7 protein-coding genes are annotated in these 9,023 nt (G+C 62.5%); 2 read left to right on the top strand and 5 right to left on the bottom strand.

The window, feature by feature from the left end; translation table 11 throughout:
- Window positions 1–466 precede the first annotated feature (466 nt).
- Together QMX88_RS27670 and QMX88_RS27675 are read right to left on the bottom strand one after the other, a co-directional pair.
- Window positions 467–1,741: a glucarate dehydratase family protein gene (locus QMX88_RS27670; protein WP_282373439.1), complete on the bottom strand. Its 1,275-nt coding sequence runs from the start codon at window positions 1,739–1,741 to the stop codon at window positions 467–469.
- Between the two features lie 31 nt (window positions 1,742–1,772).
- Entirely contained in the window at window positions 1,773–3,059 is a 1,287-nt protein-coding gene (locus QMX88_RS27675; RefSeq protein ID WP_282373444.1) for an MFS transporter, read from the bottom strand.
- 238 nt (window positions 3,060–3,297) lie between these two features.
- On the opposite strand from QMX88_RS27675, the gene QMX88_RS27680 reads away from it, so the two are divergent.
- Window positions 3,298–4,197: a LysR substrate-binding domain-containing protein gene (locus QMX88_RS27680; protein WP_282373440.1), complete on the top strand. Its 900-nt coding sequence runs from the start codon at window positions 3,298–3,300 to the stop codon at window positions 4,195–4,197.
- A 203-nt stretch (window positions 4,198–4,400) separates the two neighbouring features.
- On the opposite strand, the gene QMX88_RS27685 is transcribed toward QMX88_RS27680, so the two are convergent.
- On the bottom strand, window positions 4,401–5,690 hold the full coding sequence (locus QMX88_RS27685) for an MFS transporter (RefSeq protein WP_282373441.1): 1,290 nt from the start codon (window positions 5,688–5,690) through the stop codon (window positions 4,401–4,403).
- Window positions 5,691–6,028: 338 nt separating this feature from the next.
- On the opposite strand from QMX88_RS27685, the gene uxuA reads away from it, so the two are divergent.
- Entirely contained in the window at window positions 6,029–7,072 is a 1,044-nt protein-coding gene (gene uxuA / locus QMX88_RS27690) for a mannonate dehydratase (RefSeq protein WP_282373442.1), read from the top strand.
- Window positions 7,073–7,115: 43 nt separating this feature from the next.
- Here uxuA and QMX88_RS27695 read toward each other — a convergent pair whose 3' ends face one another.
- Together QMX88_RS27695 and QMX88_RS27700 are read right to left on the bottom strand one after the other, a co-directional pair.
- Entirely contained in the window at window positions 7,116–7,823 is a 708-nt protein-coding gene (locus QMX88_RS27695) for a FadR/GntR family transcriptional regulator (RefSeq protein ID WP_192173670.1), read from the bottom strand.
- 246 nt (window positions 7,824–8,069) lie between these two features.
- A partial coding sequence (locus QMX88_RS27700) for a mannitol dehydrogenase family protein (RefSeq protein ID WP_282373443.1) occupies window positions 8,070–9,023 on the bottom strand: 954 nt, incomplete at its 5' end.

Genomic DNA, 9,023 nt, shown 5'->3' on the forward strand with positions numbered 1-9,023 from the left:
CGCGCCGAACGGACATCCATGTCCTGACGGCGCTCTCGCCGCATCCATGCGGCTCGGCCCACTCCGCGAGACCTCCGTTCAGCCTGCACCCAAGTCGCGTTTGGCGGTGTCTGGACTTTTTGCGTATGAAGATCAAAAGCGCTTTGAAGCAGATCAAAAGCTTCCCGGCTGAAGCCGGTCCTACGGGTGTACGCGCTGCTGTTAGTGGGACTGGCTTTAGCCGGGAAGAGGCCAGTTCAGGCGCTGGCGGATCTTAGGCCTGATAAGTCCTTGTGGAAGATCAAAAACTTCCCGGCTGAAGCCGGTCCAATGGGTGTACGCGCTGTTGTTAGTGGGACTGGCTTCAGCCGGGAAGAGGCCGGTTCTGGCGCTCGAGGATTTTCGGTTTGGACCGTCCCTGTGGGAGCGAGCTTGCTCGCGAATGCGGTATCGCAAACACCCCCGATCATGCGGCCCACCCCCAACCTCAATACCTCGGCTTCACCGCCTTCCACTCCGGTTTGTATTTCTGCATTTGCCGCACATCATCCCGCTGGCGAATCCCGCACGTCAGGAATTGGTCATTGAGTTTCCCCAATTGATCGTAGTCCAGTTCAAGCCCCAGCCCAGGCTCGCGGGTGAGGTGGACGCAGCCGTCGATGATGGGGAGTTTGCCGCCTTTGATGACTTCTTCGTCCGGTTCTTGCCACGGGTAGTGGGTGTCGCAGGCGAAGTCGAGGTTGGGGACGGCGGCGGCGACGTGGGTCATGGCCATGAGGCTGATGCCCAGGTGGGAGTTGGAGTGCATGGAGACGCCGAGGCCGAAGGTGTCGCACATTTTTGCCAGCGCCTGGGTGTCGCGCAGGCCGCCCCAGTAATGGTGGTCGGCGAGGACGATCTGCACGCTGTTCAGCGCGACGCTGCGGCGGAATTCATCGAAGTCGGTGACGACCATGTTGGTCGCCAGCGGCAGGCCGGTGCGTGTGTGCAGTTCGGCCATGCCCTCCAGCCCCGGCGTCGGGTCTTCGTAGTATTGCAGGTCATCGCCGAGCAGTTCGGCCATGCGGATCGAGGTTTCCAGGGACCAGTTGCCGTTGGGGTCGATGCGCAGCGGATAGCCCGGGAAGGCCTTTTTCAACGCTTTGATGCAGGACACTTCGTGCTCGGGGTCCAGGGCGCCGGCTTTGAGTTTGATGCTTTTGAAACCGTACGCTTCGATCATCCGCCGCGCCTGGGCGACGATCTGTTCTTCGCTCAGCGCTTCTCCCCAGCTGTCTGGCGCGTAGGGCGAATCGGCGTGTTGGGCGTATTTGAAGAACAGGTACGCACTGAACGGCACGCGGTCGCGAACGGCACCGCCCAGCAGGTCAACCAGTGGCAGGTTCATGGAACGTGCCTGCACATCCAGAAACGCCACTTCAAACGCCGAATAGGCATTGCTCACCGCTTTGCTGGCGTGGGAGCCCGGCGCCAGTTCAGCACCGGCAACGCTCGCCGGCTTGTTTGCAGCAACGGTCGCTTTGACCACCGCACGCAAGTGGTTGAGGTTGAACGGGTCCATGCCGATCAACTGGCTCTGCAGCTGCTGCTGAATCGCCAGGGCCGGGGCATCGCCGTAGCTTTCTCCCAGGCCGATGTAGCCGTTGTCGGTTTCGACTTCGATGATCGAGCGCAGGGCGAAGGGCTCGTGGATGCCGCTGGCGTTGAGCAACGGCGGATCGCGGAAGGCAATCGGGGTGACGGTGACGCGCGTGATTTTCAAATGACTTCTCCCGGTCAATCAGGGTGTGAGGCTAGGGTTTGACGCTGGACGGTGAGCTGAGCGACGCAGCTGCTTGCAGTGGCGCAGCGTCTTCAAGCTTTGGGCGGTGTGGGTCGCCTTTCGGTGTGGTACGGGCGAAAAAGATCACCACGGCCGCCACCAATGAGGTGAGTGCCAGGCCGTACATGCCGCCTTGAATGGAGCCGGTTTTCTGCTCCAGAAAGCCGAACGCGGTGGGCGCCACGAAGCCGCCGAGGTTGCCGATCGAGTTGATCAGCGCGATCACCGCCGCTGCGATGCGCGCGTCCAGATAGCCTTGGGGAATCGGCCAGAACAGCGCCGAAGCCGCCTTGAAACCGATGGCCGCGAAGCAGATGGCGACGAAGGCGAAGATCGGCCCGCCGACGGTGGACATGAACATCCCGCACGCGGCAATCACCAGGGTGACCGCGACCCACGCCTGTTGGTGCTTGAAGCGGGCCGCCAGCGCGGCGAAGCCGTACATGGCGATGATCGAGATGATCCACGGGATCGAGTTGAACAGGCCGACTTCGAAATCGCTGAGGCTGCCCATCTTCTTGATCATGCTCGGCAGCCAGAACGTCGCGCCGTAGATGGTCAGGGCCACGGAAAAGTAGATGAAGCAAAACAGCATGATCTGCCGGTCGGCGAGCAGCTTGAAGATCGACGGTTTGACCACTTGCGCCGCTTCACGGGCGCGCTGTTCCGCGTCGATGGCGCTGATCAGTGCGCCCTTCTCGTCTTCGCTCAGCCATTTCGCCTCGCGGGGATGGGACTGCAGCCAGAACCAGACAAAGCCGCACAGGGCGATGGAGGCGAAGCCTTCGATGATGAACATCCACTGCCAGCCGTGCAGGTTCATGCCGCTGACGCCGAGCAAGGCCCCGGACACCGGCCCGGAAATCACCGAGGCAATGGCCGAGCCGCTGAGGAAGATGGCCATGGCCTTGCCGCGTTCGCTCGAAGGCAACCACTGGGTGAAGTAATAAATGATGCCCGGGAAGAAGCCCGCTTCGGCCGCGCCGAGGATGAAGCGCAGCACATAGAAACTGGTTTCGCCGCGTACGAAAGCCATGGCCATCGCCGCCGCGCCCCAGGTGAACATGATGCGCGTCAGCCAAGCGCGGGCGCCGAAGCGTTGCAGGAGCATGTTCGACGGAACTTCGAACAGCGCGTAGCCGACGAAAAACAGCCCGGCGCCGAGCCCGTAGGCAGCGGCGCCGATGCCCAGGTCGGTTTCCATGTGGCTGCGGACGAAGCCGATGTTGACCCGGTCGATGTAGTTGACGATGAACATGATCACGAACAACGGCAACACATGACGCTTCACTTTCGCAGCCGCGCGGGCCAGAACAGTGGGATCGGCGCTGCTGATGGGTTCAGGCGTGGGAACGGTGCGGTTCAAGGTGCGACTCCCGGTCTTTGTATTTTTTTTGGGATGAGCGTGGGAAATGCAGGTGATGAGCCGATCATGGACCGCCGCATTGTTCCCGTCTAATCTAGATTGACTGTTGATTGATACCCGGAATAGATCAATGTTCGAGCTTGCCCAGCTACGCTGCTTCACCACCGTCGCCACCGAACTCAACTTCCGCCGGGCTGCCGAACGGCTGAACATGACCCAGCCACCGCTGAGCCGGCAGATCCAGTTGCTTGAGCATTCCCTGGGGGTTCAGCTGTTTAACCGCAACACCCGCAGCGTCGCGTTGACCGCGGCGGGCCGGGCGTTTTTCATCGAAGCCCAGACGTTGCTGGAACGTGCGCATCAGGCGGCCATCGTGGCGCGGCGCTTTGCCGAGGGCGACATCGGCTCGGTGACCATCAGTTTCGTCGGCAGCGCGGTGTACGAGTTTCTCCCACGGGTGATCGCCGAAGCGCGGCAGAACCAGCCCCACGTGAAAATCTCCCTGACCGAACTCAATACCTATCAGCAACACGAAGCCCTGCGCGCCCGGCGCATCGATCTGGGCATCGTGCGCGCGCCGCTGCTGCAGCCCGGTTATGAGACTGAATGCTTGGTCCGCGAGCCATTCGTGCTGGCGGTGCCCAGCAGTCATCCGCTGGCCAACGCCCGGAACATCAGCGTGCAGGACCTCGACGCCCAGCCCTTCCTGATGTACTCCCACTCGGCTTACCCGCCGTTCAACGAACTGCTCACCGGCATGTTTCGCTCGGCGCGAGTGGCGCCGGAGTACGTGCAGTGGCTGGGTTCGTCGCTGACGATTCTGGCGCTGGTGAATGCCGGCATGGGCCTGGCGCTGGTGCCCCGCTGCGCCGCCAATGTGGTGTTCAAGGGTGTGACGTTCCGCGACATCGATCTCGGCGAGGGGGTGCAGAGCGAGCTGCACCTGGTCTGGCGCTCGGACAACGACAACCCGGCGTGCCAGATGCTGTTGGAGGCGATTCGCGCGGCGGTGAAAGCCGAAGGGGTGTGAAGCGGATGCGGCCGGGAACGCGTCAATCACACCGCGAACGTGAGGGTGCCTGCGCCGGCCTCTTCCCGGCTAAAGCCGGCCCCACTAAACCATCCGCGTGCATTCAATGGGACTGGCTGGAACGACGACTTGTGGGACCGGCTTCAGCCGGGAATCCGTCGGTGGTTACACCACAGAAGTGAGGCCCGCATCCATTTCAACACTCAGGTGCGCTGGGCGACCGCTGTCGCATCCAGCGGCGCGGCATCCTCCGGCGTCGTGGAAAACGGCTCGATCTTGCCGACAATGAACAGATAGCTGAACGCCCCTAACAGCGCAAACGCCCCGGCGGTGAGCAGCGGCGCGGTGAACGAGCCGTTGCCGATCACCAGCATGAAGCCGGTAAAGGTGGTGATGAAGATGCCGGCGGTGTTCGACGCAAAGTTCTGGATGCCGCTAATCGACGCCACATGGGCCGGGGTCGGCGCGACGTCAGCCGGCAGGCACCAGATGCTCGCGCCGGCAAACGCCAGGCTCGCATAGGCCAGGCTGAAAAAGCCGAGCATCGCGTAGGTGCCATCGACGAACACCGACAGGGAAATGCTCGACGACATCAGCATGCCGCCGACGATGCAGGTCTTGCGCGCAGCGGTCAGGCTCCAGCCACGACGGTACAGCGCGTCGGAGGTGAGTCCGCCGATCCAGCCGCCGACGATGGATGCGATTGCCGGAATGGTGCCGAGCGTTCCGAGGGATTTCAGCGAGAAACCGCGTTCGGTGACCAGGTAGGTGGGGAACCAGGTGATGAAGAAATAGATCACGAAGTTCAGGCAGAAGAAGCCCAGCATCATCCCCCACAGGGTGCGGTGACGAAACAGCGACGCCCATTTCACTTTCGGCCGAGCGGCGAGGGTCGCCGCCTTGCCCGCCTCATGCTGCTCGATGGCCGCAACGGCCTGGGGCTCCTTGTAGATCAGGAACCAGCCCACGACCCAGATCAAACCCACTGCGCCGGTGATGATGAACGACGCGCGCCAGCCCCACAGCTCGATGATCAGCGCCACCAGCGGGATGGACAACGCCGAGCCGACCCGCGAGCCGCTGTCGAAGATGCTGGTGGCAAAGCCGCGCTCCTTGACGTCGAACCACTGGCTGACGATTTTCGCGCAGGACGGATACGCCCCCGCCTCCCCCACGCCGAGCATCAGGCGGCAACCGAACATCGCCGCCAGGCTCCCGGCCGCCGCCGTGGCCGCCGTGAACAGCGACCACCAGGCCACCGCGAGGGGCAGCGCGATGCGCGCGCCGACCTTGTCGACGAACCAGCCAAACGGCATTTGCATGAGTGCGTAGGTCCAGAAGAAACCGCTGAGCAGAAGGCCCATTTGCCCTGAGCCCAAACCGAGTTCTTTCTGGATATAGGGGGCGGCAACCGCGAGGTTGGCCCTGTCGATGTAGTTGATGGCCACCGCGAGGAAGCACAGAAAAATTACCAACCAGCGCCCTTTCTGCATGGCGAGTCCTCCTAATTATTTTTATGAGTAAGACGTCGTTAGAGCTTCGTCTAGCGCCCGGGCCCTGATTCACGCGCTGTTCACCGAGGGATAAAGCCCTCTTTGGGAACGACAGAATTGGCCTGACCAAATATCCGAATGCAGCCGATACTAGACCCGCAATCCGGGATATGGAAATCGAAAAGGCGATTTATTTGCCGATTTATGGCTCGACGGTCGGCATTTGCATAATTTGGCCTGACCAATCTATGCTGCTGCGCACGCCACACTCCGGCCGGCTTCAATGAAGCACAGGCGGTCTTGAGCGGCCCGCTCCCCATAACAACAAGGACTGCGCAATGAAAATGACCTTCCGTTGGTACGGCGACAGCGATCCCGTCACCCTGCCCTATATTCGTCAGATCCCCGGCATGACCGGCGTGGTCTCCGCCATTTACGACATCCCGGTGGGCGAGGTCTGGCCGCTGGAGAAAATCGCCGCCCTGAAAGCCACGGTGAATGCCCACGGCCTTGAGCTGGAGGTCATCGAGAGCGTGCCGGTCCACGAAGACATCAAGCGTGGTTTGCCTTCCCGCGATCAATTGATCGACAACTACGGCCAGACCCTGCGCAACCTGGCCGCCTGCGGGATCAAGGTGGTCTGCTACAACTTCATGCCGGTGTTCGACTGGACCCGCTCGACCCTGGCCATGGAGCTGCCGGACGGTTCGACCACCCTGGCGTTCGACGTGGCGGTAATCGAGCAGGCGAATCTGGACAAGGGCATCAGCCTGCCCGGCTGGGACGTCAGCTACGAGCCGGAAGTCCTGCGCGCGCTGATCAACGAATACGCTCAGGTCGACGAGGCCACTTTGCGCGAGCGGCTGGCGTATTTTCTGGAGCGAATCATTCCGGTGGCGAAAGATGCGGGCATCAAGATGGCCCTGCACCCGGACGACCCGCCGCGCTCGATGTTCGGCATGCCACGGGTGGTGAAGAACCGCGAGGACCTGGCGCACATTCTGGCGATGGTCGATGACCCGGCCAATGGCCTGACGCTGTGTTCAGGCTCCCTCGGCGCGGATCTGGGTAACGACATCCCGTCGCTGGTCCGGGAATTCGGCGGTCAGGGACGCATTCACTTCGCCCATCTGCGCAATGTGAAGGTCAACGAAGCCGGTGATTTCTACGAGACCGCGCACCGCTCGGAAGACGGCTCGCTGGACATGGCCGAGATCGTCAAGGCCTACGTCGAGACCGGCTTCGAGGGCTATTACCGCCCTGACCACGGGCGGATGATCTGGGGTGAAACCGGCAAACCGGGCTACGGCCTGTACGACCGGGCGCTGGGCGCGGTGTACCTGAATGGCTTGTGGGAAGGGATTCGCAAGACGATGGCGTGAGGCTGAGGACCTTTGAACAGCACCGCCTTGCGGCGGGCGCCTGTTAACGCAATTCTGCGTCCATCCCGTCCAGCCAGCGCGCTTCGGACCGGCGCAGGTGTTCGCGCATGGCGGTCTGGGCGCCGATCAGGTCGCGGGTCTGCACGGCGTGCAGGATGGCTTCGTGCTCGGCCACCGCCATGGCCCAGGTTTCGCGGGTTTCGGAGTGTTCGCTGACGTGGGCGGTGAGCGGGCTGTACCGCTCTTCGAACAGGGACGTGATGATGCGCACCAGGGTCGAGTTGCCGCTCATTTTCGCCAGCCGCTGGTGGAATTTGCGGTCGTCGTCCAGCGCCGGTACCCCTTTGAGCGCACCCTCGCGCATCTTGTCGATGCATCCCTGCAGGTAGCGGAAATCAGCTTTGCTGCCGTGCAGACAGGCCAGCATCACGCTCTCACCTTCGATCAACGCCCGGGCCTGCATCAGCTCTGACGGGCTCTCGCCCAGCGTGCGGGTCTTGCCTTTGACGCCCAGCAGGTGCTCACAGACGTAGATGCCGGAACCCATGCGAATCTCGACGCTGCCTTCGATTTCCAGGGCAATCAGGGCTTCGCGCAAGGACGGACGAGAGACCCCGAGCAACTGCGCCAGATCACGTTCAGGCGGCAGCCGCGCGCCGGGGGCGATGCCATGCTTGCGAATGTGCTCGCGCAATCGGTCGGCGGTGATCTGGTAAAGGCGGCGTTCGGGGGCTGGGCTTGGCGCGGTCATCAATCACGTTCCATCAGGATGCGCCGGAGGATATTACAGGCGTTGGGCCGCCTTGTCAGGTGGCCTTGCAGTCGGTGATCAACCTTAATTTATGATTGTTCCCCACGCTCCGCGTGGGAACACATCCCCTGACGCTCTGCGTCACACGAGGGGACGCGGAGCGTCCCGGGCGGCATTCCCACGCGGAGCGTGGGGACGATCATCAATGGATGCATCCCATTTAGTAGGACCGGCTTTAGCCGGGAATCAATCCGCCAACGCGCCCTCAAGCTTCGGCTGCTCCAACCCCGCAATCCCCCGCCCCATCTCCACCACCGGCAAGAACCTGCGGCGTTTCTTCTCCTCGTGGTTCTGCGCGATGTCGGCGATCCGGTGCTGCAAGAACGGGTTGAGAAAGCGGTCACGGACACTCGCCAGATAATCCCGCGCCTGATCCCCTTGGCCCTTCGCGGCAAACACCGGCAGCACCTCCCGCTCCCACAGATCCTCCAGGCTCTCGCGCAGCAGCGGGTCGTTCATCGCCTGAAACACGATTTCGTCGGACGGCCTGCCATCCTTCAACCACCGCTCGGCCAGCCAGGTGTGCCCGAGGTTGAGCATGAACAATTTGAACTGCTCGTACTGCTCCAGTTGATCCGTCACTACTACGCAAGGGTGCGTACACGGCAGCACCAGCCCCGGCTGACGCTCAATCGCCCAGATCGCGTACGGCTCGGCAATGGCACCCACCGGCTGAATGGGCTGCGAGACGATGCGATCAACTAACGAATTCGCCCAGCGACAGGTGTCGCGCAGATAGTGGGCAAACCCGCTATCGATGCCCCACTCCGCCGCCAGCGCAATGATCAGGTCGCGCAGCACGTCGCCGTTGCGCGACACCAGTTCACAGGGGAACAGCGAGAGCGGCGCATCAGGGTTCGCCTGCCAGCGGTCATGGAGCAACACCAGCAGTTTCGCCGGAAAACTCTGGGGCGTCGGCGCATCAGCGGCCAGGCACAAGGCCGTGTCCGCCGCGTCCAGCACGTAGCCTTTGTCGCCGGTGTTGGAGATGACCACCTGCACGTCGTGCCGTATCGCCTGACGAATCAACGCCCAGTCGGGACGGGCTTGCAGCGCGCCGGCAATCGATGTGGACCAATGCTCTTCATCCACCGTGCGACCGTTTTCCGCGCCCTGAATGCGCACCGGATAACCCGTGCC

Source organism: Pseudomonas sp. PS02290 (assembly GCF_029960075.1).
Classification (GTDB): Bacteria; Pseudomonadota; Gammaproteobacteria; order Pseudomonadales; family Pseudomonadaceae; genus Aquipseudomonas.

What these genes read in the sequence shown, in the direction of transcription:
- uxuA (WP_282373442.1), top strand. Translation starts at nt 6,029, where the DNA reads ATGAAAATGACCTTCCGTTGGTACGGCGACAGCGATCCCGTCACCCTG.
- QMX88_RS27675 (WP_282373444.1), bottom strand. Translation starts at nt 3,059, where the DNA reads ATGTTCATCGTCAACTACATCGACCGGGTCAACATCGGCTTCGTCCGC.
- QMX88_RS27685 (WP_282373441.1), bottom strand. Translation starts at nt 5,690, where the DNA reads ATGCAGAAAGGGCGCTGGTTGGTAATTTTTCTGTGCTTCCTCGCGGTG.
- QMX88_RS27680 (WP_282373440.1), top strand. Translation starts at nt 3,298, where the DNA reads ATGTTCGAGCTTGCCCAGCTACGCTGCTTCACCACCGTCGCCACCGAA.
- QMX88_RS27695 (WP_192173670.1), bottom strand. Translation starts at nt 7,823, where the DNA reads ATGACCGCGCCAAGCCCAGCCCCCGAACGCCGCCTTTACCAGATCACC.